At 63.5% G+C, this 22174-nt stretch carries 20 protein-coding genes and 1 pseudogene; 7 read left to right on the top strand and 14 right to left on the bottom strand.

Going from position 1 to position 22174, the window contains the following annotated elements; translation table 11 throughout:
- The first annotated feature begins 58 nt into the window (after window positions 1-58).
- Window positions 59-964 (top strand): LysR family transcriptional regulator, encoded by a 906-nt coding sequence (locus tag J3A71_RS11655; protein WP_016487971.1) that lies wholly within the window; start codon window positions 59-61, stop codon window positions 962-964.
- Window positions 965-1095: 131 nt separating this feature from the next.
- Here the strand turns inward: J3A71_RS11655 and J3A71_RS11650 are convergent, their stop codons facing one another.
- Window positions 1096-1290, bottom strand: a complete 195-nt coding sequence (locus J3A71_RS11650) for a hypothetical protein (RefSeq protein WP_016487972.1) — start codon at window positions 1288-1290, stop codon at window positions 1096-1098.
- A gap of 777 nt (window positions 1291-2067) precedes the next feature.
- On the opposite strand from J3A71_RS11650, the gene J3A71_RS11645 reads away from it, so the two are divergent.
- Window positions 2068-2253, top strand: coding sequence for a hypothetical protein (locus J3A71_RS11645; protein WP_096426441.1), 186 nt, complete (start codon window positions 2068-2070; stop codon window positions 2251-2253).
- 97 nt (window positions 2254-2350) lie between these two features.
- On the opposite strand, the gene J3A71_RS11640 is transcribed toward J3A71_RS11645, so the two are convergent.
- The 6 genes from J3A71_RS11640 to nicC form a co-directional block, all read right to left on the bottom strand.
- Window positions 2351-3643, bottom strand: coding sequence for an OprD family porin (locus J3A71_RS11640; protein ID WP_016487974.1), 1293 nt, complete (start codon window positions 3641-3643; stop codon window positions 2351-2353).
- Between the two features lie 140 nt (window positions 3644-3783).
- The gene (locus J3A71_RS11635; RefSeq protein WP_016487975.1) at window positions 3784-5097 is read right to left on the bottom strand and encodes an MFS transporter; all 1314 of its coding nucleotides are present in this window, start codon (window positions 5095-5097) and stop codon (window positions 3784-3786) included.
- Window positions 5098-5304: 207 nt separating this feature from the next.
- Window positions 5305-5946, bottom strand: a complete 642-nt coding sequence (locus J3A71_RS11630; protein WP_016487976.1) for an N-carbamoylsarcosine amidohydrolase — start codon at window positions 5944-5946, stop codon at window positions 5305-5307.
- Window positions 5947-5960: 14 nt separating this feature from the next.
- Window positions 5961-6713: a maleate isomerase gene (locus J3A71_RS11625; protein WP_016487977.1), complete on the bottom strand. Its 753-nt coding sequence runs from the start codon at window positions 6711-6713 to the stop codon at window positions 5961-5963.
- 13 nt (window positions 6714-6726) lie between these two features.
- Window positions 6727-7533 carry an alpha/beta hydrolase gene (nicD, locus tag J3A71_RS11620; RefSeq protein WP_209952863.1) on the bottom strand — a complete coding sequence of 269 codons (807 nt, stop codon included), beginning with the start codon at window positions 7531-7533 and terminating at the stop codon, window positions 6727-6729.
- Complete coding sequence (gene nicC, locus J3A71_RS11615) at window positions 7530-8678, bottom strand: 6-hydroxynicotinate 3-monooxygenase (RefSeq protein ID WP_016487979.1); 1149 nt, start codon at window positions 8676-8678, stop codon at window positions 7530-7532. Before nicC ends, nicD begins: the two co-directional genes overlap by 4 nt.
- Before the next feature lie 321 nt (window positions 8679-8999).
- Between nicC and J3A71_RS11610 the strand changes: the two genes are divergently transcribed.
- From J3A71_RS11610 to J3A71_RS11595, 4 genes are all read left to right on the top strand, one after another.
- Complete coding sequence (locus J3A71_RS11610) at window positions 9000-10052, top strand: 2,5-dihydroxypyridine 5,6-dioxygenase (RefSeq protein ID WP_016487980.1); 1053 nt, start codon at window positions 9000-9002, stop codon at window positions 10050-10052.
- Window positions 10053-10121: 69 nt separating this feature from the next.
- A complete protein-coding gene (locus J3A71_RS11605) occupies window positions 10122-10598 on the top strand; it encodes a MarR family winged helix-turn-helix transcriptional regulator (RefSeq protein ID WP_016487981.1) in 477 nt (158 codons plus the stop codon).
- Between the two features lie 243 nt (window positions 10599-10841).
- Window positions 10842-11315, top strand: coding sequence for a (2Fe-2S)-binding protein (locus J3A71_RS11600; protein ID WP_096426442.1), 474 nt, complete (start codon window positions 10842-10844; stop codon window positions 11313-11315).
- A complete protein-coding gene (locus J3A71_RS11595; RefSeq protein WP_096426443.1) occupies window positions 11312-14869 on the top strand; it encodes a molybdopterin cofactor-binding domain-containing protein in 3558 nt (1185 codons plus the stop codon). The genes J3A71_RS11600 and J3A71_RS11595 overlap by 4 nt, the downstream gene beginning before the upstream one ends.
- Window positions 14870-14872: 3 nt before the next feature.
- Here J3A71_RS11595 and J3A71_RS11590 read toward each other — a convergent pair whose 3' ends face one another.
- Together J3A71_RS11590 and J3A71_RS11585 are read right to left on the bottom strand one after the other, a co-directional pair.
- Window positions 14873-15511, bottom strand: coding sequence for a TetR family transcriptional regulator (locus J3A71_RS11590; RefSeq protein ID WP_096426444.1), 639 nt, complete (start codon window positions 15509-15511; stop codon window positions 14873-14875).
- Window positions 15512-15682: 171 nt separating this feature from the next.
- Complete coding sequence (locus J3A71_RS11585) at window positions 15683-16402, bottom strand: GntR family transcriptional regulator (RefSeq protein ID WP_096426445.1); 720 nt, start codon at window positions 16400-16402, stop codon at window positions 15683-15685.
- Window positions 16403-16498: 96 nt separating this feature from the next.
- Between J3A71_RS11585 and J3A71_RS11580 the strand changes: the two genes are divergently transcribed.
- Window positions 16499-17245, top strand: coding sequence for a FadR/GntR family transcriptional regulator (locus J3A71_RS11580; protein WP_016487986.1), 747 nt, complete (start codon window positions 16499-16501; stop codon window positions 17243-17245).
- A 2-nt stretch (window positions 17246-17247) separates the two neighbouring features.
- Here J3A71_RS11580 and J3A71_RS11575 read toward each other — a convergent pair whose 3' ends face one another.
- From J3A71_RS11575 to J3A71_RS11555, 5 genes and pseudogenes are all read right to left on the bottom strand, one after another.
- The gene (locus tag J3A71_RS11575) at window positions 17248-19062 is read right to left on the bottom strand and encodes a glycoside hydrolase family 28 protein (protein ID WP_096426446.1); all 1815 of its coding nucleotides are present in this window, start codon (window positions 19060-19062) and stop codon (window positions 17248-17250) included.
- A 63-nt stretch (window positions 19063-19125) separates the two neighbouring features.
- The gene (locus tag J3A71_RS11570) at window positions 19126-19494 is read right to left on the bottom strand and encodes a 5-carboxymethyl-2-hydroxymuconate Delta-isomerase (RefSeq protein WP_016487988.1); all 369 of its coding nucleotides are present in this window, start codon (window positions 19492-19494) and stop codon (window positions 19126-19128) included.
- A gap of 69 nt (window positions 19495-19563) precedes the next feature.
- Complete coding sequence (locus J3A71_RS11565) at window positions 19564-20340, bottom strand: ABC transporter ATP-binding protein (protein ID WP_028613317.1); 777 nt, start codon at window positions 20338-20340, stop codon at window positions 19564-19566.
- 10 nt (window positions 20341-20350) lie between these two features.
- Entirely contained in the window at window positions 20351-21190 is an 840-nt protein-coding gene (locus J3A71_RS11560; RefSeq protein WP_031311759.1) for an ABC transporter ATP-binding protein, read from the bottom strand.
- Between the two features lie 11 nt (window positions 21191-21201).
- Window positions 21202-22119 (bottom strand): annotated as a pseudogene (locus J3A71_RS11555) (ABC transporter permease).
- Window positions 22120-22174 lie beyond the last annotated feature (55 nt).

Here is a 22174-nt window from a genome sequence, read left to right as displayed (position 1 = left end):
AAAGTGCCGCGCATGTGTTGAAATGCCATATTGCAAAAACTGCAACAAGGAGCAGGCAATGGCATTGGACATGTTGCGGGAAATCCAGGCGTTCGTCAGCGTGGCCCACAAGCGCAGCTTCGTGGCCGCCGCACGTGCACTGGGGCGCTCGCCCAGTGCGGTAACCCGCGCGGTACAAACCCTGGAAGACAACGCCGCCAGCAAGCTGCTCAACCGCAACGCCAACGCCGTAACCCTCACCGAAGCCGGCGAGCGCCTGTTGCCCCATGCCGAACGTTTGCTGGATGTGCAACGTGATGCTGCCGACGCGTTGGCCGCGCTCAGCGGCAGCGCCCAAGGCTGGATACGCTTTGCCGTACCGCAACTGCTGGGTGAACATGTATTGCCACAGGTGCTTGCCGAGTTCTCCCGCTGCCACCCCGGGGTGACACTGGACATAACGTACTGCGACGAAACCCTCGACCCGCTGCAAGGCAAGTTCGATTTCGTGGTGCGTGGGGCCTTCCCGCAATCAAGCGAGCTGATCGGCTACCCGCTGTGGGCCTACCAGCGCCATCTGTATGCCAGCCCGGCGTACCTGGCCGTGGCCGGCACGCCACAGCAACCGGAAGACCTCGAAGGGCATGCATTGATCCTGCACACCGCGCCGCGCATCCTCAAGGCCTGGCATTTTTACCGCGACGGCCAGATCACCAGCCTGCGCCCAAGGCCCAGGTTGCGCCTGGACTCAGGTGACGCGGTGTACCACAGCACCCTGGCCGGCGCAGGCATCGCCCGCCTGGCTGCCTGGGTTGGCGAAGCGCAGGTCAGGGCCGGACGGCTGGTGCGCGTGTGCCCGCACTACCGCCTGACTTCCAGCAGCGGCCAGGACCCGCAAATGCATGCCGTGTACCCTGCCGGCGAGCTGCCAGCGCGGGTGCGCGACTTGCTGACGGCGTTGCGCCGCGCCGGCCTCGCCTGCTGAAACAGCCCCCTGAAATGACTGTTCAATTTCTGCTCAATTTAACAGAGACCGCAGCGGGCTTGGCTTTCAGCACTTTATCCACAGACCTACCCACGTTTTTTGTGGACAGATTTCCCAACGCAAAGAACGACTTATCGCACAACCAGCAACGCGGTGTTTGCCAGCTTGACCAGCTCGATCCACTCCGACGTACTGATCACTCCAGCCTGCTCCAACAGCAAGGCATCGCGCAGTGCCTGGTCATAAACCTGCTCATCAAGTGTGCCTTCAGCAAGAAAACGGCTACGCCACTCCAGCACGGCTGAAGTGCCTTTCTTGTATTCCATTGATGTATCGACTCCAAGGCAAAATGACCGGCCCGAATGAGCGGCGGCGGGAGACTACACGAGGCTTTTGCACTTGAGAATGACTTGCACCTACCGCTGGTCCAGCAGTGCAGGAAGGGAGAATACTGGCCAATTGGTCAGGGATTGGGCCCGCCACTTGAAATAGACGGGCCGCGGGGGGAAAACGCAGTTGCAGTCAGCTTGGCGGAATGGTGCCAAGAATACCAATCAGAATGGTCAGCAGCAGAAAACCACCCAGGAACAGCGCCAGCTTGCCCATTGGAACCTCTACAGTTTTGATGCGGGAATGGGCTTATTGTCAGGCTTGAGCTGATACGGTTACAGATTCAGGTTTGTGGAAAAAAAGCGGATCAGATGGGCTGTGCAGATTCTTCATGGTGCTTATTGCTTAAACTTTCAACGTCCGGGGCGGGCAGCGCTTATCAGGTCAGTTGCTGAAGCTTTTGCGCCGATGGTCACTGACCTGCAGGGCGACAATTGCTACATGAGATTTCAAAAAGGACTAAAGGCCCCGATTGCAACCACGCCGGGTGGCCTGCCCCTCGAAGGGTGAATGCACCCAGCTGGGGCGGGAAGTTGAGCGCAATCGGGAGCACATGAATTGAAACGTAGTTTGTAGGATTGTTTACTCTGCGCTGTAGGAAGAATCGCGGCACTGGGAATCACCTGTATGAAACATCAGTTTCTCCAGCAAATCCGAGCTGCTACGGTCTATTTTTCCTACAACGGCACGGAAGCCTACAGCGTGAGAAAAGCATGGACCCGTTCAACACTTCGGCCCTGAAGCTACAGAAAAAATTGCTCGACCTGCGTCTTGAGTGTGACCGCCTGAGAAGTGAGGGCAAAGACCAGGAAGCGGACCGCCTCGCTGGCTCTATTGCAGGGATTGAGGCGGCTATCAGGCAGTTGCCGGATAGCTTGAGGCCCGTGACCTTGCAGTGACCGCTGCTGCTCCCACAAAGTATGCCCAGCCTTGCAGGAGCAGCCCTGTCGCGATACAACGCGGCTCCTGCAAAAGCGCGCAGCTCGGGCAATCACTTCAGAACAGTTTGACTGTGTAACTGAGGATCAACCGGTTCTCGTCGATGTCGGTCCGGTAATTGGAGCGCGCCATCACGTTGCGCACCCGTACCCCAAGGCCGGCCAGCGGCCCACTCTGTACCACGTAGGCCAAGTCCAGATCGCGCTCGCGGTCACGCCCTTCATAGCCCAGCCCGGTGTCTACATCCCGCCCCTTCACATAACGCAGGGTGGACGTCAGGCCCGGAAGCCCCAAGGCGACAAAGTTGTAATCATGCCGCACCTGCCACGAGCGTTCGCCCGGCGCGGAAAACTCATAAGTCGGCAGCGTATTACCCATCGGGTTGGTGTTGGCTCCCACCTGGATAAAACCGTCCTCGCCGCCGATCTGCTGGTAGCCCGCGTAAAAGGTATGCCCGCCGGTCTTGGCCGAGAACAGGCTGAACAACGCATGGTTGTCATAATCGCCGGCGATCTTGCGCCCGTCCTCGCGGGCATCGAAGTAGCCGGCGTTCACCCCCAGCGTCCAGTCCCCGACCGGCTCGGCGTGCTTGAAGCTATAAAACCGCTGCTGGTAGACATCCTCCAACTGCGCCTGCCACAGGCCAACGCTGGTGCGGTTATCGTTGAAGGCATAGTCGGCGCCAACGTAGTTGAAGCGATCACTGGTAAAACGCGCCAGCCGCGCCGGGTTGATCGGGTCGTTGACCAGCGCGTACATCTTCTGGCTGTTGGAGGAGTCGCGCAGGCTGGTGGAGCGGAACTGGCCGGCACTCAGTGTCAACCCGGCAAACTCGCGCGACTCCAGCATCGCGCCCTGGTAGGTGGGCGGCAGCAGACGCAAGTCGCTGAACAGCAGCACAGGCAGGTTGGGCATCAACTCGCCCACTTTCAGCTCGGTTTGCGACACCTTGAACTTGATCGCCGCCCCAAGCCGGCTGTATTCGTCCGCCGACTTGCCGCTGTCCAGGCTGGGCAGCAACCCGGACCTGGCATGCGCCGGGCTGCTGTCGAGCTTGAAACCGAGCAGGCCGATAACATCCACACCGATGCCAACGGTGCCCTGGGTATAACCGGAACTGGCATTGAGGATGAAACCCTGCGCCCATTCCTGAGTACGCGACTGGGTGCTGGCACCCTTGATATCGGCATAGTCGCGGCTGAAGAAATAATTGCGCGCCTGCAGCGTGGCGCGAGCACCTTCGATAAAACCGGCCTCTTCTGCCGAGGCCTCTGCACACAATGCGGCGGCAATACAACCGCCGGCCAGACGCGCAGACGAAGAAAAACGCGGTGCAGTGAAACCTTGCATGGGGCTACTCCTGGATTCGGGCAACAGCAACCCTGCGCGGCGGCCATGTATGGCCACCCACGTGGGGTTGCAGCGAGAGGGGGGGTCGGCAGGCGGGCGCCCGGCCCGCCTGCCCTGCCGTTGCTTGAAACGCTGGGCCGCTAGCGGTTGACCAGCTTCGCCGGCAAGGCGATGACCAGGAAGCAGCTGAGGATCAGGCACCCGGCAAATACCCACAGGGCAGCGTGCGAGGTCCCGGTAAGGTCGGTGACCACGCCCATCAGTGAGTTGCTCACCAGGCCTGCGATGTTGGCGACCGAACAGGCCAGGGCAAAGCCGGTGGCGGCTGCAGTACCTTTAAGGAAGGTGGCCGGCAGGCTGAAGAACACCGGCACCGCGCCGATGATCGCTGCCGAGGCAATGGCGAACAGCACCACAGTCATCACCAGGTTCTGGCTGAACAAGGTGCTGCTGGCCATGGCAATTGCACCAATGATGAACGGCACGATGATGTGCCAACGGCGCTCACGATGGCGGTCGGAGCTGGCCCCGATCATCAGCATGCCGGCCAGGGCGGCCAGGCTCGGAATGGCCGTGAGCAAGCCGATGTGGAAGGTGTCGCTGACGCCCGCATCGCGGATGAAGGTCGGCATCCAGAACCCCATGGCGTAGGCACTGAGCAAAATCGAAAAGTCGATGCCCCCCAGCATCCATACCTTCAGGTTGAAAAAGCCGTCACGGAAGCTGTGCTTGCTGTCCTTGCCCTCGGCATCGTCGGCGGCCAGGTCTGCCGCCAGTTGGGCCTTGTCTTCAGCCGACAGCCACTTGGCCTGCTGGAAGTGGTTGGGCAATGCCCAGAATGTGAGGATGCCCAGCAGCACGCTGGGGATCGCCTCCAGCAAAAACAGCCACTGCCAGCCGTGCAGGCCATGCACCTGGTCGAAATTGCCCATGATCCAGCCAGAAATCGGCCCGCCGATCACGCTCGACAATGGCAGCCCGATCATGAACAGGGCAATGATGCGCCCGCGCCGGTAGGTGGGGTACCACATGGTCAGGTAGAACAGCACGCCCGGCAGGAAGCCGGCCTCAGCCGCGCCGAGCAGGAAACGCAGGATGTAGAACTGCGTGGTGGTGCTGACGAACATGGTGCACGCCGACAGCAGGCCCCAGGTGATCATGATGCGGGCGATCCACAGCTTGGCGCCAACGCGCTGCAGGATCAGGTTGCTCGGCACTTCGAAAATGATATAGCCGACGAAGAACAGCCCGGCACCCAGGCCATAGGCCGCTGTGCTGAACTGCAGGTCTTCGAGCATCTGCAGCTTGGCGAAGCCGACATTGATGCGGTCCAGATAAGCTGCGAGGTAGCAGAAGCACAGGAAGGGGATGAGCCTCCAGGTGATCTTGCTGTACAGCGCTTTCGTGCCATGGTCGATGTCACTGTGGACCGTGGTTGCATTCGCAATTGGCATTTCCTGTCTCCTGGCGGGCGACTTTGTGGTTGTTTTAAGGCCAGCAGTGTTCGACGCGCCGGGCACCCCGCGCACTATACGCGGCGTGCCTGGGCAGCGCCTGAAGACCCCGAGTGCTCCTGCGGGGCGACCGCCCGGACAGCAGGCGGTCATGGACGGGCTTCCCGCACCGTTCCTTGATTGTTATGGGTAAGGGCTGCCCGGCACTCAGCCGGCCAGGTGCCTGAGTTGCTGCATGGCGTCCTGCCGGGTGACGACATCGCCGTACTTGCTGTCGATATCGAACAGGTTGGCTTCATGCGGGTCGTTGTGGCGATCACCGACGCACTCGCGCACCACGATGGTTCGAAACCCGTGCTGCATGGCATCCACCGCACTTGCGCGGATGCAGCCGCTGGTCGAGCAGCCGGCCAGCACCACGGTATCCACGCCTTGAGCATGCAGCAGCGGGGCCAGGCTGGTGGCGAAGAAGGCACTGGCGTACTGCTTGCTCAGCACCACCTCCCCTGCCTGTGGCGCAACGGCCTCGCAGAACGCCGCCAGCGGGTTGCCTTCGACCATGTCCTTCATCACCGGCGCCTTGCGCACCCACACGCCGCCGTCAGCAAAATGCGGCGGCTGGTAGCGGATGTTGGTATGCACCACCAGGGTACCGCAGTCGCGGGCCAGCGCCAGCAGGCCGGCGGCCTGCTCGACCGCCGCGACCACGCCCGGGGCGTACAGCGGTGCGCCGGGGGTGGTGTAGCCCTGCATGAAGTCGATCATCAGCAGGGCCGGCTTGCGGCCAAAGCCGATGCGCTGGCCCCACACGCCCTGGTAGTTGTCACGTGCGCTTTGTGCGTCGCTCATGTCCGTCCCCAATTTCAGTAGGCGCCCGACAGCAGGGCACCGGCGCCCGGCACGACCGGCTCCAGGTCCAGCGCCTTGAGCATGGCGTAGGTGGTGGCGATGGCAGCGGTCACCACCGGCTTGCCGGTTTGCGCCTCAACCTTGGCCACGGCCGGCAGCGATTGCATCTGCACGCAGGCCGAGAGCACCACCACATCGACGCCCTCAAGGTTCATGCCGGCGACGATGCCTGGCAGGTTGGCCGGGTCGTGGCGGGCCACGGCGAGGTTGTCGGGGATTTCCAGCGCGCGCCAGTCCTGCACCTCGAAGCCTTCCTCGCGGATATAGTTCACCACCAGCTCGGTCAACGGCTTCATGTACGGCGCGACGATGGCAATGCGCTTGGCCTTCATCACATGCAAGGCCTCCACCAGCGCCCCGGCGCTGGTGATCACCGGTGCCAGTGCGTCATTGTCGGCGGTAGCCTGCCGCAAGCGCTTTTCCGATTGGCGGTGATAGCCCAGGCCCATGGCCATGATCGCCACCAGGCACGCGTAGCCCAGCACATCGACCTTGGCGTCGGACAGCTCCACGGCGCAGCGGTCGGACTCGGCGTCCATGGCGGCCAGCTCTTCCTTCTTCACCTGCTTCATGCGCATGCGGCTGGAATGGAAGGTGAAGCGCTCGGGTCGGATCGCCTGGCGGGCATTGAGCATCGCCGGGATTTCGGTTTCCATCGTGGTGTTCGAGCTCGGCACGATCTGGCCGATGCGGTATAGCTTGGTCATGTCTCGTGCTCCGTCAGACGAGGGGTTGGTCGAGGAAGTCGCCAAAGGCGGCAAAGAAACCGTCCAGGTCATCCCAGGGGATCATGTGGCCGGCGTTGTCCACGTGCGCGACCTGGATATCCGGCTTGAGCTCGCGAATTTCGGCGATGTCACGGGGCTCGATCACCCCGCCCCGCCCGGCCACCATCAGCAATGCCGGCTGGCGCACTGCGGGCAAGTACTGGTGGATATCCACGTCGTGGAAATCATCGAAGGCCCGCACGATCGCTGGCTCGTAACAGGTGTGCAGCCATTCGGCGCGCAGCGCCAGCTGCTCGTCGCTCCAGGTAGCGCAGAAGGTGCGCATGTCGTCGCCGCTCATGCCCACAGTGGCCTGGCGGATCGAATCCACATACCACGGCAGCTTGCTCGGGTAGGCACGCCGGCCCGGCCCGGACACTGGCGGGTCTACCAGCACCAGCCGCTGCAGCCCCGGTGCTCCCTGGGCCGCCGCGCGAATCGCAAAGCGCGCGCCCATCGAGTGCCCGACCAGGTGGTAACTGTCCAGGCCCAGCGCTGCGGCAAAAGCCGGAATGTCCGCAGCACAGGCGTCGGTGCCGTAGTCCAGTTCGGGGCCGCTTGAAGACAAGCCGCGCCCGCGCACATCCAGCACGTAGGTGTCGAAGTACACCCCAAGGCGCTGGGCGACGAAGCCCCAGGTAATCGCCGGGCTGGTGATGCCCGGCACCAGGATCAACGCGTGGCCCTTGCCGCCATAGCGCAGGTAGTGCTGGCGGATGCCATTGGCGCTGACGTTACCGCCAGCGACGAAGGTGCTCATGCTGCCTCCCCGCTTTTCAGCGCCTGCCCGTACAGGTCGTAACCGTAGACCCAGGCCGGGTCTTCCTGGCTGTAGAGGAAGGTGTTGGCGTTCGACACTGCCTGCACCTGCGATGCCCGCTCCTTGCGGTTGGCCTCATAAAGCGCAAACGCCGTGCGGTGGTCGGACAGCCCGGTCTCTTGCAGGCAGCGAGTCAGCATGGCCGCGTCCTCGATGGCCATGCACGCCCCCTGGGCCATGTGTGGCTTCATCGGGTGGCAGGCATCGCCCAGCAACACCAGGCGGCCACGGCTCCACAACGGCAACGGGTTGCGGTTGCGCAGCGGCCACTTGGTAATCGACTCGGTAGCGTCGATCAGCTTCTGCACGGTTGGGTGGTAGCCTTCGAAGGCCGCGCGCATTTCTTCCTGGCTGCTGTCGACGAACGCACCCTGGAAGTCCCACGCCTCATGTGGCACACCGGTGACGAAGTAGTACTCGTCGCGTTTGCCGGTGGTGTAATAGACCATCATGTGGCGGTCCTCGGACCACCATTTGACGCAAGGCTCGAACACATCGGCATGTTGCGCCAGGTTCACGCCACGGATCAGCGCCCGGTGCGCCACCCAGCCGCTGTAGATCGGCGCTTCAGCCCCCAGCAGCTCTTCACGGATCTTCGAGTGAATGCCGTCGGCCCCAATGACGATGTCGGCCACGGTGTGGGTACCGTCAGCAAAGGTCAGGCGTACCTGGTCGCCTTCGTCGACAATCGTTTCCAGGCGCTTGCCGAAGTGCACGGTGCCCGGCTTGATTGCCTCGATCTGCAGGGCATGCAGGTCGCCACGGTGGATGGTGATATAGGCAGCGCCGTACTCGCGCCGGGCAAACTCGCCCAGCGGGATACGCGCCAGGTAATCACCGCTGTTGCCATCGCGGCTGAACCAGAAGTCCGGGTGTGAGCCCATCAGCTCCAGCTTCTGCTCCAGCCCCATGCGGCGGAAGATCTTCATCACATTAGGGCCGATATGAATGCCTGCCCCAAGGCGGGTGAACGCCGGCGCCTGCTCGAACACTTCGACATCGAACCCGGCCTGCTGCAGCAACGTGGCGGCGGCTGCCCCACCCAGACCTGCACCGACGATTGCGATTTTCTGCCTACCCCGCATGGGTATGTCTCCTCTTGTTCTGATGTGTGGCCAGCGGTTCGACCGCCTGACGATTTAGAGCGTATACGCTACAAATCACTTTTGGAAAGAGGCCTGTGAAAATATTTTTAAAGCAGCCAGGCGAAAGTACATTCGGCGCCTTGTTACCGGAAATATTGAGCACTGTGTGGATAGGTAACGTTGTGACAGATAACTTGCGCTTGCTGACCGGATGCGCTTACATCGGCAAAAGTAGGGTGTACACACTGTTGTTTTGCACCGAGATGACGCACCTGGCACTGCCATGGTGCACCCCTGTCAACGTCACCCAGGAGAACCCCGATGCCGGTGAGCAATGCACAACTGACCCAGATGTTCGAGCACGTACTGAAGCTGTCTCGTGTGGATGAAACGCAGAGCGTGGCCGTGCTCAAGAGCCACTACTCAGACCCGCGCACGGTCAACGCCGCCATGGAAGCCGCCCAGCGCTTGAAGGCCAAGGTGTATGCCGTAGAGTTGCCAGCGTTCAACCACCCCACCGCCATGGGCAACGACATGACGGCCTACTGTGGCGATACCGCGCTGACCGGCAACCTGGCGGCGCAGCGGGCGCTGGAAGCGGCCGACCTGGTCGTCGACACCATGATGCTGCTGCACTCGCCCGAGCAGGAGCAGATCCTCAAGACTGGCACGCGCATCCTGCTGGCCGTAGAGCCACCCGAGGTGCTGGCACGCATGCTGCCAACCGAAGCCGACAAACACCGGGTGCTGGCCGCCGAAACCCTGCTAAAGCAGGCCCGTAGCATGCATGTGCGGTCCAAGGCTGGCAGCGACTTTCACGCCCCGCTCGGCCAGTACCCGGCCGTGACCGAGTACGGCTATGCTGACGAACCGGGGCGCTGGGATCACTGGCCCAGCGGCTTCCTGTTCACCTGGCCCAACGAGGACAGCGCCGAGGGCACGCTGGTGCTGGACGTGGGCGACATCATCCTGCCATTCAAGAACTACTGCCGCGAGCGCATCACCCTGGAGATCGAAAAAGGCTTTATCACCGGTATCCACGGCGGCTTCGAGGCCGAATACCTGCGCGAATACATGAGGTACTTCAACGACCCCGAGGTATACGGCATCTCACACATCGGCTGGGGCCTGCAGCCGCGCGCGCAGTGGACGGCCATGGGCCTGCACGACCGCAACGACGGCATGTGCATGGACGCCCGTGCGTTCTACGGCAACTTCCTGTTCTCCACCGGCCCCAATACCGAGGTCGGCGGCAAGCGCAAGACCCCATGCCACCTGGATATCCCGCTGCGCAACTGCGATATCTATCTGGATGACAAGGCCGTGGTGCTGGCCGGCGACGTGGTCGCACCAGAGGAGTCGCGGGCGCGATAGTGGTTATACTGGCCGGGCGCTCCGCTATTGGCGGCCGGCCAGCACCTTTCCACCAGCCCAAGCCATCCTATGCCAAAGAAAACCACACCCAGCAGCGCCCCGCTCGACACCACCCCCTATGACGTCACCGAACAGGTCGGCCATTTGCTCCGCAAGGCCTACCAGCGGCACACGGCGATCTTCCAGCAGCAGGCCTGCGACCCGCAGCTTACCTCGATCCAGTTCGTCACCCTGTGCGCCCTGCGTGACCACGGCCCCAGCTCCCAGGCCGAACTGATCAAGGCCACCGCAGTGGACCAGGCCACCATCCGCGGCATCGTCGAGCGCCTGAAAACCCGCGAACTGGTGCAGCTGTCGCCAGACCCGGGCGACCGGCGCAAGGTCATTGTCGAACTCACCGACAGCGGCGCGGCCTTGCTCGACGCAATGATCCCCTGCGCCCGGCAGATCAGCGAATTGAGCATGGGCAGCCTGAATGCCGGCGAACGCGTGGCCATTTTGTACCTGCTGCGCAAGATGATCGACAGCGACGAGAACCTGGGCTGAAATTGGTTGTAACTGCCGCGCTTGCCGTCACAGATACGCGGGCTTCGAGATCGAGCGCCGCGCGGGCGGCGCTCGATTTCCCAGGCGCCGATGATGTTCCGCCATACCCCCCATCACAGCGCTCTGCAAATTCCTCTCTGGCCTGCTTCTTGCTCACTCATTTCATGTAGTGAGTACTTACCGAAAATCTCGCGCCATGTGAGTCCTTTGGTAGCGCAAGCAACCTCCAGAGATGAGCCAACAATGCAAACAACCATCTCCCTGCGGATCAACGGCCAGCCTGTCGAAGTCAGCGCCATGCCCGACACCCCGCTGCTGCTGATCCTGCGCAACGACCTGTGCCTGAATGGGCCCAAATATGGCTGCGGCCTGGGTGAATGCGGGGCGTGCACGGTGATCATCGACGGCGTGGCCGCGCGCTCGTGCGTCATCCCCCTGGCCGGTGCTGCGGGCCGCGATATCACCACCCTCGAAGGGCTGGGCAGCAAGGCCGCCCCACACCCGGTGCAACAGGCGTTTATCGACGAACAGGCCGCCCAGTGTGGCTACTGCATGAACGGCATGATCATGACCGCCAAGGCCCTGCTCGACCGCATTCCCGCCCCCAGCGACGAACAGATTCGCAACGAACTGTCCGGCAACCTGTGCCGCTGCGGCACCCACGTCGAAATCCTGCGCGCCGTGCGCCGCGCCGCCGCCCCCCGGAGGAAAGCATGAACCACTCACAACAGGTGCCCAGCCGCGACCAGTTGCTGGCCAAGACGGGTGTGTTGCTGATCGTCGACCAGATCACCCCTCCCTCGGGCCCCGTGGCCAAGGGTGTTACCCCTGTGGTCAAGGCGCGCGAGCTGGCGTTGTTTATCGCTGTCAGCGACGACGGCATGGTCTACGCCTTCAACGGCCACGTCGACCTGGGCACTGGCATCCGTACCTCGCTGGCGCAAATCGTCGCCGAGGAGCTGGACCTGCGCATGGACCAGGTGCACATGGTGCTGGGCGACACCGAGCGGGCCCCCAACCAGGGCGCGACCATTGCCAGCGCCACCCTGCAGATTTCTGCCGTGCCACTGCGCAAGGCGGCCGCCACGGCGCGGCGCTTTCTGTTGCAACAGGCCGCGCAACGGCTTGGCTGCGCGGCCGAAGCGCTGCGCATTGAAAACGGCGCAGTCATTGCCAGCAACGGCAGCACCCTGAGCTTTGCCGAACTGGTGCAAGGCGAAAACCACCAGTTGCCCATTGCCGACGATGCCCCGCTAAAAGCCATCGAGGACTACCGCCTGGTCGGGCGTAGCACCGCACGGGTAGACATCCCCGGCAAGGCCACCGGCGAGCTGGCCTATGTGCATGACATGCGCCTGCCCGGCATGCTTCACGGCCGGGTGATCCGCCCGCCCTACGCCGGCCACGACAGTGGCGACTTTGTCGGCAACAGCCTGCTGGCGGTGGATGAATCGTCCATCGCCCATTTGCCCGGCGTGGTGGCCGTGGTCGTCATCCGCGACTTTGTCGGCGTGGTGGCCGAGCGCGAAGAGCAAGCGATCCGCGCAGCCCAGGCGCTGAAAATCAGCTGGAAGCCATTCACAGGCAAACTGCCCGACCTCAGCGATGTCGCCCAGGCCATCCGCGACAACCCGCGCGTACAACGTACCGTGCTGGACCAGGGCGATGTTGACGGTGGCCTCGCCAATGCCAGCCAGCGCCTGAGCCGCAGCTACCTATGGCCGTACCAGTTGCACGCATCGATCGGCCCGTCGTGCGCGCTGGCCGATTTCACCGACGGGCCGATCCGCGTGTGGTCCGGCACGCAGAACCCGCACCTGCTGCGCGCCGACCTGGCCTGGCTGCTGGCGTGCGACGAAGCCCGCATCGAGATCATTCGCATGGAGGCCGCCGGTTGCTATGGTCGCAACTGCGCCGATGACGTGTGCGCCGATGCGGTGCTGCTGTCGCGCGCGGTACAGCGCCCGGTGCGGGTGCAGCTGACCCGCGAGCAGGAGCACGTGTGGGAGCCCAAGGGCACTGCGCAGTTGATGGAAATCGACGGCGGCCTGAACGCCGATGGCAGCGTGGCCGCCTATGACTTCCAGACCAGCTACCCGTCCAATGGCGCCCCCACCCTGGCCCTGCTGCTGACCGGCGCCGTGGAGCCGGTGCCGGCCCTGTTCGAAATGGGCGACCGCACCTCGATCCCGCCTTATGACTACGAACACATGCGCGTCACCATAAACGACATGACGCCACTGGTACGTGCCTCGTGGATGCGTGGCGTGTCGGCCATGCCCAACAGCTTCGCCCACGAGTCGTACATCGATGAGCTGGCCTTTGCCGCTGGCGTCGACCCGGTCGAATACCGCCTCAGGCACCTGTCCGACCCGCGCGCCATCGACTTGGTCAAGGCCACCGCCGAACGCGCCGAATGGCAGCCGCATACCCGCCCCATGCAGGCGCAGGCCGAAGGTGACGTGCTGCGCGGCAGGGGCTTTGCCTACGCGCGCTATATCCATAGCAAGTTCCCAGGGTTTGGCGCGGCCTGGGCGGCATGGGTGGCCGATGTCGCGGTGGACCGGCGCACCGGTGAAGTGGCCGTCACCCGCGTGGTGATCGGCCACGATGCCGGGATGATGGTCAACCCTGAAGGCGTGCGGCATCAGATCCACGGCAACGTCATCCAGTCCACCAGCCGGGTGCTCAAGGAACAGGTCAGCTTCGAAGCGTCGACGGTGGCCAGCAAGGAATGGGGCGGCTACCCGATCCTGACCTTCCCCGAACTGCCGGCCATCGACGTGATGATGCTGCCCCGCCAGCACGAGCCGCCAATGGGCAGTGGCGAGTCGGCCTCGGTACCCAGCGCGGCGGCCATCGCCAACGCCATTTTTGACGCCACCGGCATTCGCTTTCGCGAGCTGCCGATCACGGCAGAACGGGTGCGTGCCGCCCTCGATGGCCAACGTCAGGGCCCTGATGCACCAGCGCAGCCCACGCCCAAACGTTCAAAGTGGTGGTTCGGCTCGCTGGCCGGGGTATTCGGCGCTGCATTGGGTGTGCTCGCCACCGCCTTGCCCTGGCGCGCCGAAATCGCCCCGGTAACCCCGCCAGGCGCTGGCAGCTGGAGCGCCGCGATGCTCGAGCGCGGGCGCCAGGTGGCCGCGGCCGGTGACTGCGCCGTGTGCCATACGGTCAACGGTGGCAACGTCAATGCAGGTGGGCTGGCGATGGAAACGCCGTTCGGCACCCTGTACAGCACCAACATCACGCCCGACCCGCAAACCGGCATCGGCCGCTGGTCGTTCGGCGCCTTCGAGCGGGCCATGCGCGAAGGTATCAGCCGCGACGGTCGGCACCTGTACCCGGCCTTTCCCTACACCTCGTTTCGCAACATCAACGATGCCGACATGCAGGCGCTGTATGCCTACCTGATGTCGCAGACCCCGGTACGCCAGGAAGCACCCGCCAACCAGATGCGCTTCCCGTTCAACCAGCGGCCGCTCATGGCCGGCTGGAATGCGCTGTTTCTGCAACGCGGCGAATACCAGCCCGACCCGCAGCGCAGTGCGCAGTGGAACCGCGGCGCCTACCTGGTCGACGGCCTGGGCCACTGCACAGCCTGCCACTCGCCGCGCAACCTGATGGGGGCGGAAAAAGGCGGCAGCAGCTACCTGGCCGGCGGCATGGTCGATGGCTGGGAAGCCCCGGCCCTGAATGCGCTGGGCAAATCATCCACGCCGTGGAGCGAAGACGAGCTGTTCAGCTACCTGAGCACCGGCTTCTCCGAAAAGCACGGTGTGGCGGCCGGCCCCATGGGCCCGGTGGTCAGCGAACTGGCCACCCTGCCAAAGCGTGACGTGCGTGCCATTGCCCACTACCTCGGCTCACTCGACGGCGAGCCGCAGGCAGTGGCCACCAAGGCCGCGCCCCAGGTGGACACGCAGGTGTCGCTGAGCAACGGCGAGCGGGTATTCAAAGGCGCGTGCATGGCCTGCCACAGCGATGGGCTGGGGCCGAAGCTGTTTGGCGTCAGCCCGTCGATGGCGGTCAACAGCAACGTCCACAGCGCTCTGCCGGACAACCTGCTGCGCGTGGTGCTGCACGGCATTGCCACCCCGGCCACCCGTGACCTGGGCTACATGCCCGGCTTCAAGGACAGCCTGTCGGACCGCCAGGTCGCCGACCTGGCAGCTTATCTGCGCCAGCGCTTCGCTGCCGACAAGCCGGCCTGGCAAGGGCTGGCGGCCAAGGCCGCGCAGGTGCGCGCCAACCCCGGCAGCCACTGAGCGTCAGCGGCGCAGGCCGCGCAGGGCAAGGTCGCTGATAAACGCCAGCCAGTCGGCCTTGGCCTGTTTGTCGGCCAGGTCCACGGCCAGAAACGAGCTGAGGGTATGGCGGTTGGAATTATAGAAATAGCAGAGCGAGGCAATCATCAGGTAGGCGTGGGTGATGTCGATGTCGTCGCGGAACAGGCCCTTGGCCTGGCCTGCTTCAATGATCGGCCGCAGCACGCCCACCGCTTCGCCGGACAGCGCCTTGAGGTTCTGCGACTTGCGCGCGTGCTGGCCCTGATGCAGGTTTTCGGTGGCGAGAATGGTGACGAATTCGGGGTGCCGCACGTAGTAGTCCCAAATGAACGCCACCAGCTCACGCAGGGCCTGTTCCGGGTCGCCGAGGTCGATGCGCAGCTTGGCTTCGGCCTGGTTGAAGCTGGCATAGATGTGCTCCAGCACGCTGATGAACAGCTTTTCCTTGCTGCCGAAGTAGTAATAGATCATCCGGTCGTTGGACTTGGCCAGTGTGGAGATCTGCTCGATGCGCCCACCGGTGAAGCCTTCCTTGCTGAAGACCTTCACCGCAGCCTTGAGAATGTTGTCCCGGGTGCGGTCGGCCTGTTGGGCGCGAACACCGGTTTTGCGAGTTTGCATGTCGGTCCCTGAGGGGGCTGGCCAGATACCCAACACTGCCACAGACGTTGGGCCATTGCGCGGCTTTTTCGGCTGGGCTGACACGATAAACGCGGGGGAGCTGAACATGCGACAGGGCACGGCAACGGGCCAGGGCCGGGGATACGGTGTGGCTGTGCACCGTGCTGCCACCTACGGCTCGGCACCCCGTTCGTCTTGGGCGATGCTTCGCTGGGCGCGTGTCAGGCAGTTGACCAGGTGCAGCCGCATGGCAGCACGGGCAGCACCGGCATCCTTGCGGGTGACCGCGGCATGCACTTGCTCGCGCTCCAGCGCCTCCAGTGCCCGCTGCTGGGCATCGCACGCCGGCATGGCCTGCTGCGCCACCGCCAACAAGGTATGCCCAAGGTGGGTCATGGTGTCGATGAAAAAACTGTTGCCCGTGCATTGGGCTATGCGCAGGTGAAACTCGAAGTCGGTTCGCATGCAGGGCGCTGACTGCGTATCAACAGCCTCATCCAGCGCCGCCCGCATGGCAGCCAGTTGCCCTGCGGTAGCACGCTGGGCAGCAATGGCAGCCGCCTCGACCTCCAGGCAAAGCCGCAGCTCGATGATCGCCACCTCGTTGTAAGCATCGCCCATTCCAGGGCTGGTACTCTGGAAGTCACCTGCCGGGATGGCGTCTACAACGAAGGTACCGATACCACGACGGGTTTCGACCAGGCCTTCGGCCTGCAACCGAGAAATGGCTTCACGCACCACGGTACGGCTTACGCCTCGCGCTTTGGTCACAGCTTCTTCGGTGGGCAATTTGCTACCCGCTGGCAATTCACCCGAGCGAATCTGCTGCGACAGGTCATGCACCAGTTGCTGGGCGAGATTCAGGCGTTTTTCCGGGGTGGCGGATGCCATTGTGTGAACCCTTGATAAGCGGAAGACCCCGGAGTATACCCGCAGCCTGGTGCCAAAACGCACTATACTGGCCGCTGTTCAGACGCGAGCACAGCAATGCCAGACCACACCGCCAGCCCCTCTCAACCGCCCCGCCGCCTGGCCGAAGCGCTGGTCGAACGCTTCGCCGAGCGCATGCGCGAAGGCACACTCAAGCGTGGCGACAAGCTGCCCACCGAAGCCACGCTAATCGCAACCGAAGGTGTCAGCCGCTCGGTGATACGCGAGGCTTTATCACGCATGCAGGCCGCGGGCCTGGTCGAGACTCGCCATGGTGTCGGCACCTTCGTGCTGGACATGCCGGCACCGGAGAGCTTCAACGTGGGGCCGGCAACCATCAGCCTGCTGTCCGATGTGCTCGATCTGCTGGAATACCGCCTGAGCCTTGAAGTGCAAGCCGCCGGCATGGCCGCCGAACGGGCCACGCCGCAAGCGCTGGAAGAACTGCATCAAGCACTTGAAGCCTTGATGCAGGGCCCGGAAAAATCCGGCAGCACCACCAACGCTGATTTCCAGTTCCACCTGAAAATTGCCAAGGCCGCAGGCAACCAGTACCTGATCGATATCATGAAGCATCTGGGCACCAAGATGATCCCCCGCACGCGCATGAACTCTGCCTACACCGGCCAGAGCAACCGCAGCACCTACCTGGCCGGTATCAACGCCGAACATCAGCAGATCTACGATGCCATCGCCAGCCGCCAGGTTGATGCGGCGCGCGCTGCCATGTACCTGCACCTGAGCAACAGCCGTACGCGCCTGCGTGAGGCGCAACGGCTACAGGCTTTTTACAGCGAGGCCTGAAGCTAAGGCGCAGGCTCCACATCCGTGAAGGCCAGCCCTTGGCTGCCCTGTACCTGCCAAGGGTTGGCGCCCCCGGTGTGGGTGAAGCGAAGCCCGACGAAGCGCGAATCTTTCAGGCCATCGATCTTGACCGGGGCCGGCCCGCTGAAACGTACACGCTCGAACACCAGCCCCTGATGCCAGGCGTCATGGCTGCTATCGCCCTTCACCTCGATGGCAGCGGTGCGGGCATTTTCCACGCTTACGTCGCTGACCGTGATATCCCGAAACTGCCCCGCCACCGTCGAGCGTTTGTAATCGAGCTTGGCATTCGGGTCGTTGTAATCCAGGGTGAAGATGAAGGCCTGTTTCGCCGTATTGCGGATGGCCGAATCACGGAAGGTCACGTGGCGTGCGCCACCGCCCATGAAGTTGGTGCTTTTCATGCGCAGCCCGGCATCGGTGCCATCCGAGACGTTGTCTTCGGCCAGGATGTTCTGAATCCACGCGCCGGTATGGCTGCCCGCCACGATCATTCCATGGCCTTTGCGAAAATAGTTGTTGAAGATCCAGGCATCTTCCTGCGCCTTTTGGTGGATCGCATCAGCCCCGGTGCCGGCGGCGAAGTTGACGCAGTCGTCACCAGTGTCGAAGAAGTTGTTGAACACCAGGGCGCCGCGGCTGTTGGCAAACTCGATACCGTCGCCGTTGTTGGCGTCGTACGTACGGTGCGTGGTGTTGGTCAGCACCACATTCTGCGTCTCCAGGTTCATGATGCCGTGATAGGCCGGGTTGACCACCGTGAAGCCGCCATAGAACACGTTTGTCACATTGCGCAGGGTGATCAGCGAGGAGCGCATCTGGCCGTAAGCGTCCTTGACGTTCATGCCCTCGGCCACCGCCCGCTCCACCTGGGCCTTGGCCAGCACGCCATCGTGCATGTAGCGGGTGTTGTCGCTGGCTAGGTAGAAGGGCAAGGCTCGCCCGCGCTCGTCGAGCACATCCGGGTTACGCTTCCAGCCATTGCCGTCGATCGTGCCCTTGCCAACGATGCGGATGTTCTCGAAGGCCTGATGCGCCTGCGGGTCGCGCGGCAACGCGTTGATCAGCGAGGCCGGGCGCACGGTGGTGGAATACGGGTACTGGATATAGCCTTCGCGCGGGTAGTCCTCGGCACGCTCGGAGCCCAGCAGGGTAGCGCCCTCGGCGATTTCCAGGGTCATGTTGCTCTTGAGGTAGAGCGCCCCGCTCCTGTACGTGCCGGCAGGCAGCAGCACCTTGCAGTCCTTGCTGCAAGCGTCGATGGCACGCTGGATGGCGGCCGTGTCGAGCGCCTTGCCATCGCCCTTGGCACCGTAGCGCTGCACATTGAACAGTGCCGGTACGGCCGTGGTTCGCTGCACAACCACGGGGCTATCAGCAGACTCCTTGCCTTTGCTATCGACCGAGCGCACGGTGAAGCGATACTCGGTATCGGGCGCAAGCCCCTGGGCGGTGAAGCTGTGAATGGCGATGCGGTGATGGAAGTTCTGCGTGTCCTGCTGGTAGAAGTGGTCGATGTAAGGCTTGGCCGGTGAGACCTGGTCATTGTTGGCGTTGCTGCCACCGAGCAGCTTGCCATTGGCATAGACATGGTAATCGACGATCTCGGCGTGGTCGGCCGGCTTCTCCCAGACCAGGATGATCTGTTGCTCATCGTAGGCCAGCGTCGGCACCAGGAGTTTGGCGGGCGCGTCCAGCGCCAAGAGCGGCAGGCTGCAGCCCATGGCCAGGGCACTTAGCAGTGCACGCGCCAGTGGGTGTTTGCGTGCAGCGACAGCAGGGTGTGCATACGGCATGGTTTTTATCTTCCTTGTTTTTGCCATTGATAACGCCACGCTTGCGCGGCCGAGCCGCGTGGCTCAGGCCGTCAACGCGGCTTGCTCGAGGTACTGGCTGCGGTTGACGAAGGTCTCCCGGGTCATTTCCCTCACATCCATTGATAGCGCCTCGACCTCGGGCAGCAGGCCGACCAGCGCCGCCACCCCCGCCGAGGCGAGGCTGCGCCGCTGCTCGGCGCTGCGCCCGGCGAACAGGTACAGTGCAACATGCACGAAATCATCCTGCCCGGCGCCGCAGCGGTAATGGCTGAAGGTGTTCAGCCGCGCCTTGATGTCGCCGGGCTTGAACAGCCCGCTGGCATCGATGGCGTCGTGCACGGCGGCCAGCAGCGTCTGCTCGCCAACCCGCTCAGCCAAGCTGGCCGGGCAATCGATAATGCAATGAGGCATGGTGGATTCCTTGATCGGCAGCCCAGTGCGCCCTGCCCCGCTGGCTCAGGCGCAAGGCTTGGGAGGGGTTCAGGCAGAGGCGGCGCGCGGCGATTCGGCGCTGAAGTCGCGGCTGGCCTGGACCAGCATGCGGGTGTAGTCATGACGGGCGAGGTCCTGGCTCAACGCTTGGCTGTCGAGGCGCTCGACGATGCGCCCTTGCTGCATCACCGCGACCTTGTCGCACAGGTGGCTGACCACCCCCAGGTCGTGGGTCACCATCAGGTAGGTGAGCTTCTCGCGCTGGCGCAGGTCTGCCAGCAGGTTGAGGATTTCCGCCTGCACCGAGACATCCAGCGCCGAGGTCGGCTCATCCAGCAGTAACACACGCGGCTCGAGGATCAGCGCACGGGCAATCGCCACACGCTGGCGCTGCCCACCCGACAACTGGTGCGGATAGCGGTAGCGGAAGCTGTCATTGAGGCCGACCTTGACCAGGATGTCGTTGATCCGGTCGTCGCGATCAGCCATGCCGTGAATGGTCAGCGGCTCGCGCAAGGCTGTGTCGATGGTGTGCCGCGGGTGCAACGAGCCGTAGGGGTCCTGGAAGACCATCTGCACCTTGCGAAAATGCTCCTTGGGCAGCTTGTGCTGCAACGCACCGCCGGCAATGCTCAGCGCCCCGCTCCAGTGCCGGTACTGGCCGGCCAGGCAGCGCAGCACGGTGGTCTTGCCGGAGCCCGACTCGCCGACCAGGCCGAAGGACTCGCCGTCCTCGACGGTCAGGTCGACGTCGTGCAGCACCTGGTTGAGTGTGGCGCCAACGCCGAAGCTCAGGTTCAGCGATTGTGCTTGGATCATGGACATGTCAGTTACCTCAGCAGGTGAGCCAGAGCGGGTCGCGTTGCAGCACCGGCAAGCGCGGGCGGCGGTTGTCCATGCTCGGCAAGGCCGCCAGCAGGCCACGGGTATACGGGTGTTCGGCATATTGCAGGTCGCACGCGGCGAGCGACTCGACCACCCGCCCGGCGTACATCACCAACACCCGGTCACAGTAGTTGCGCACCAGGTTGAGGTCGTGGCTGACGAAGATCAGCCCCATCTGCTGCTCGACCACCAGCGCTTCGAGCACGTTGAGCACCTGCTGGCGCACCGACACGTCGAGTGCCGAGGTCGGCTCGTCGGCGATGATCACCTCCGGGTTGGTGATGACCATCATGGCGATCATGATGCGCTGGCCCATGCCGCCGCTGACTTCATGCGGGTACAGGTTGTAAACGCGTTTCGGGTCGCGGATATGGACCTTTTCCAGCATCAGCATGACCCGCTCGCGTGCCTCGCTGCGGCTGGCCTTGTGGTGCGCCAGGTACGCCTCGGCGATCTGGTCGCCAACCTTGACCACCGGGTTGAGCGAGTACTTGGGGTCTTGCATGATCATCGAGATGCGCTGGCCACGGATCTTCTGCATGGCCTTTTCGCTGGCGCTGAGCAGGTCGACATCGCCGAACTGCAGGGCCTTGGCGGTGATCTGCGTGCTGCCGGGGTGCAGCTTGAGCAAGCTGCGCCCGACCGTCGACTTGCCCGAGCCGGACTCGCCGACGATGGCCAGTTTTTCCCGGCCAAGGGTGAACGACACATCGCGCACCGCGTGCATTTCTTTCTTGCCGTTGACGAAGCGTACGTTGAGCGCTTCGACGTTGAGTTTGAGCGACGACATAAAGCCTCCAGTTACTCGCTACGCGGGTCGAGAATGTCCCGCAGGCCATCGCCCAGCAGGTTGAACGCCAGGCTCACCAGCATGATCGCCGCACCCGGTACCGCCACCAGCCACCAACATTCGAGCATGTAGCGTCGACCGGTGGAGATCATCGCGCCCCACTCCGGCAGCGGCGCCTGTGCGCCAAGGCCGAGGAAGCCCAGCGCCGCGGCGGTGAGGATGATCCCGGCCATGTTCATGGTCAGGCGGATGATCACCGACGACAGGCACATCGGCACAATGTGACGCAGGATGATGCGCGTCGACGAGGCGCCCTGCAGCTCGACCGCGACAACGAAGTCGGCCTTGCGCAGCGACAGGGTTTCAGCCCTTGCCAGCCGTGCGATCGGTGGCCACGAGGTCAGCGCGATAGCGACCACGGCATGCTCCAGGCCAGGGCCAAGGGCAGCGATGAACGCCAGTGCCAGGACCAGGCTGGGGAACGAGATGAAGATGTCGGTGATGCGCATGAACACCGTGTCGACGATGCCGCCGTAGTAGCCCGACACAGTGCCGATGAACAGCCCGATCGGTCCGACGATAACGGTCACCAGGGTAATGATGTAGAGGGTGATGCGTGAGCCGTAGACCAACCGGCTGAAGATGTCGCGGCCGTATTCGTCGGTGCCGAACCAGTGCGCGGCACCGGGAGCCTGCAGGGCATTGGCGAGGTTCTGCACCACCGGGTCATGGGTGGCGATCCACGGGGCAAAGGTGGCGACCACGATCAGCAGCACGGCCACCAGCAGCCCGGCCAGGGTCATGGGGTTGCGCAACAGGTGGCGCAGCACCCGCAGGCTGCTTTTGTAAAAGGCGTCGAGGCTGGAAGCCGGCGTGGTGTCGGCCTACGGCTTGGCGCTTGCTTGGGTAGAAGACATGTTGGCAATCATCGGCATGTTCTCGGTGTGAAATCATGGCCGCCCGGAGCGCCCGCTGGCGCCCCCG

The organism is Pseudomonas sp. PvP089, from assembly GCF_017875165.1.
Lineage (GTDB): Bacteria > Pseudomonadota > Gammaproteobacteria > Pseudomonadales > Pseudomonadaceae > Aquipseudomonas > Aquipseudomonas fortuita.
This window is presented reverse-complemented; position numbering and strand designations above follow the sequence as displayed.

Bases quoted from the DNA above. Each gene is read 5' to 3' on its own strand.
- J3A71_RS11635 (WP_016487975.1), bottom strand. From the start codon at position 5,097: ATGCCAATTGCGAATGCAACCACGGTCCACAGTGACATCGACCATGGC.
- J3A71_RS11600 (WP_096426442.1), top strand. From the start codon at position 10,842: ATGCAAACAACCATCTCCCTGCGGATCAACGGCCAGCCTGTCGAAGTC.
- J3A71_RS11570 (WP_016487988.1), bottom strand. From the start codon at position 19,494: ATGCCTCATTGCATTATCGATTGCCCGGCCAGCTTGGCTGAGCGGGTT.
- nicD (WP_209952863.1), bottom strand. From the start codon at position 7,533: ATGAGCACCTTCGTCGCTGGCGGTAACGTCAGCGCCAATGGCATCCGC.
- J3A71_RS11560 (WP_031311759.1), bottom strand. From the start codon at position 21,190: ATGTCGTCGCTCAAACTCAACGTCGAAGCGCTCAACGTACGCTTCGTC.
- J3A71_RS11640 (WP_016487974.1), bottom strand. From the start codon at position 3,643: ATGCAAGGTTTCACTGCACCGCGTTTTTCTTCGTCTGCGCGTCTGGCC.
- J3A71_RS11580 (WP_016487986.1), top strand. From the start codon at position 16,499: ATGCCAGACCACACCGCCAGCCCCTCTCAACCGCCCCGCCGCCTGGCC.
- J3A71_RS11590 (WP_096426444.1), bottom strand. From the start codon at position 15,511: ATGCAAACTCGCAAAACCGGTGTTCGCGCCCAACAGGCCGACCGCACC.
- J3A71_RS11610 (WP_016487980.1), top strand. From the start codon at position 9,000: ATGCCGGTGAGCAATGCACAACTGACCCAGATGTTCGAGCACGTACTG.
- J3A71_RS11585 (WP_096426445.1), bottom strand. From the start codon at position 16,402: ATGGCATCCGCCACCCCGGAAAAACGCCTGAATCTCGCCCAGCAACTG.
- J3A71_RS11625 (WP_016487977.1), bottom strand. From the start codon at position 6,713: ATGACCAAGCTATACCGCATCGGCCAGATCGTGCCGAGCTCGAACACC.
- J3A71_RS11605 (WP_016487981.1), top strand. From the start codon at position 10,122: ATGCCAAAGAAAACCACACCCAGCAGCGCCCCGCTCGACACCACCCCC.
- J3A71_RS11655 (WP_016487971.1), top strand. From the start codon at position 59: ATGGCATTGGACATGTTGCGGGAAATCCAGGCGTTCGTCAGCGTGGCC.
- J3A71_RS11630 (WP_016487976.1), bottom strand. From the start codon at position 5,946: ATGAGCGACGCACAAAGCGCACGTGACAACTACCAGGGCGTGTGGGGC.
- J3A71_RS11595 (WP_096426443.1), top strand. From the start codon at position 11,312: ATGAACCACTCACAACAGGTGCCCAGCCGCGACCAGTTGCTGGCCAAG.
- J3A71_RS11575 (WP_096426446.1), bottom strand. From the start codon at position 19,062: ATGCCGTATGCACACCCTGCTGTCGCTGCACGCAAACACCCACTGGCG.
- J3A71_RS11650 (WP_016487972.1), bottom strand. From the start codon at position 1,290: ATGGAATACAAGAAAGGCACTTCAGCCGTGCTGGAGTGGCGTAGCCGT.
- J3A71_RS11565 (WP_028613317.1), bottom strand. From the start codon at position 20,340: ATGTCCATGATCCAAGCACAATCGCTGAACCTGAGCTTCGGCGTTGGC.
- J3A71_RS11645 (WP_096426441.1), top strand. From the start codon at position 2,068: ATGGACCCGTTCAACACTTCGGCCCTGAAGCTACAGAAAAAATTGCTC.
- nicC (WP_016487979.1), bottom strand. From the start codon at position 8,678: ATGCGGGGTAGGCAGAAAATCGCAATCGTCGGTGCAGGTCTGGGTGGG.